The organism is Crocosphaera watsonii WH 8501, assembly GCF_000167195.1.
Classification (GTDB): Bacteria; Cyanobacteriota; Cyanobacteriia; order Cyanobacteriales; family Microcystaceae; genus Crocosphaera; species Crocosphaera watsonii.
Map to the genome: position 1 here is coordinate 1 of NZ_AADV02000318.1, position 2,078 is coordinate 2,078.

Below are 2,078 nucleotides of genomic sequence, written 5' to 3' on the forward strand. Positions count from 1 at the left end.
TTTATGGATGAAGCGGAATATTGCGACCGCATCGGCCTGGTGTACCGCGGGAAATTAATCGCCAGCGGCACGCCGGACGATTTGAAAGCACAGTCGGCTAACGATGAGCAACCCGATCCCACCATGGAGCAAGCCTTTATTCAGTTGATCCACGACTGGGATAAGGAGCATAGCAATGAGTAACCCGATCCTGTCCTGGCGTCGCGTACGGGCGCTGTGCGTTAAAGAGACGCGGCAGATCGTTCGCGATCCGAGTAGCTGGCTGATTGCGGTAGTGATCCCGCTGCTACTGCTGTTTATTTTTGGTTACGGCATTAACCTCGACTCCAGCAAGCTGCGGGTCGGGATTTTACTGGAACAGCGTAGCGAAGCGGCGCTGGATTTCACCCACACCATGACCGGTTCGCCCTACATCGACGCCACCATCAGCGATAACCGTCAGGAACTGATCGCCAAAATGCAGGCGGGGAAAATTCGCGGTCTGGTGGTTATTCCGGTGGATTTTGCGGAACAGATGGAGCGCGCCAACGCCACCGCACCGATTCAGGTGATCACCGACGGCAGTGAGCCGAATACCGCTAACTTTGTACAGGGGTATGTCGAAGGGATCTGGCAGATCTGGCAAATGCAGCGAGCGGAGGACAACGGGCAGACTTTTGAACCGCTTATTGATGTACAAACCCGCTACTGGTTTAACCCGGCGGCGATTAGCCAGCACTTCATTATCCCCGGTGCGGTGACCATTATCATGACGGTCATCGGCGCGATTCTCACCTCGCTGGTGGTGGCGCGAGAATGGGAACGCGGCACCATGGAGGCTCTGCTCTCTACGGAGATTACCCGCACGGAACTGCTGCTGTGTAAGCTGATCCCTTATTACTTTCTCGGGATGCTGGCGATGTTGCTGTGTATGCTGGTGTCAGTGTTTATTCTCGGCGTGCCGTATCGCGGGTCGCTGCTGATTCTGTTTTTTATCTCCAGCCTGTTTTTACTCAGTACCCTGGGGATGGGGCTGCTGATTTCCACGATTACCCGCAACCAGTTCAATGCCGCTCAGGTCGCCCTGAACGCCGCTTTTCTGCCGTCGATTATGCTTTCCGGCTTTATTTTTCAGATCGACAGTATGCCCGCGGTGATCCGCGCGGTGACGTACATTATTCCCGCTCGTTATTTCGTCAGCACCCTGCAAAGCCTGTTCCTCGCCGGGAATATTCCAGTGGTGCTGGTGGTAAACGTGCTGTTTTTGATCGCTTCGGCGGTGATGTTTATCGGCCTGACGTGGCTGAAAACCAAACGTCGGCTGGATTAGGGAGAAGAGCATGTTTCATCGCTTATGGACGTTAATCCGCAAAGAGTTGCAGTCGTTGCTGCGCGAACCGCAAACCCGCGCGATTCTGATTTTACCCGTGCTAATTCAGGTGATCCTGTTCCCGTTCGCCGCCACGCTGGAAGTGACTAACGCCACCATCGCCATCTACGATGAAGATAACGGCGAGCATTCGGTGGAGCTGACCCAACGTTTTGCCCGCGCCAGCGCCTTTACTCATGTGCTGCTGCTGAAAAGCCCACAGGAGATCCGCCCAACCATCGACACACAAAAGGCGTTACTACTGGTGCGTTTCCCGGCTGACTTCTCGCGCAAACTGGATACCTTCCAGACCGCGCCTTTGCAGTTGATCCTCGACGGGCGTAACTCCAACAGTGCGCAAATTGCCGCCAACTACCTGCAACAGATCGTCAAAATTATCAGCAGGAGCTGCTGGAAGGAAAACCGAAACCCTAACACCGCGAGCTGTTGGTACCCCACTGGTATAACCCGAATCTCCACTACCAATGGTTTGGTGGGGCCGTCACTGGATCCCCTGAATCCCCACTAATCGGCGGTAAAGGAATCGTCCTTTCACTTTTCCTCCGCCCCCCGAACGTGAACCAAGGTACCCTTCGAATCAGTTACTGGTTTCGCCCCCTCCCCACCTCTGGAAAATTTTTCTCCGGAAAAGCCGCTAACGGCGGTTAATTGGCCGCCCCTTCTCCGTCCCCCCTTGGGCTTGGCAATGGGATTCTGGGCCATTCACACC

Annotated in this window: 3 protein-coding genes; all 3 read left to right on the forward strand. The window is 55.0% G+C overall.

Annotated elements, in window-relative coordinates:
* Positions 1-183: P-loop NTPase family protein (locus tag CWATDRAFT_RS31360; RefSeq protein ID WP_042713080.1), on the forward strand; the 183-nt coding region annotated here is incomplete at its 5' end.
* The gene (locus CWATDRAFT_RS31365) at positions 176-1,309 is read left to right on the forward strand and encodes an ABC transporter permease (protein WP_000070131.1); all 1,134 of its coding nucleotides are present in this window, start codon (positions 176-178) and stop codon (positions 1,307-1,309) included. The genes CWATDRAFT_RS31360 and CWATDRAFT_RS31365, both read left to right, overlap by 8 nt.
* Positions 1,310-1,319: 10 nt before the next feature.
* A complete protein-coding gene (locus CWATDRAFT_RS35300; protein ID WP_198139064.1) occupies positions 1,320-1,877 on the forward strand; it encodes an ABC transporter permease in 558 nt (185 codons plus the stop codon).
* The last annotated feature ends 201 nt before the right edge of the window (positions 1,878-2,078 follow it).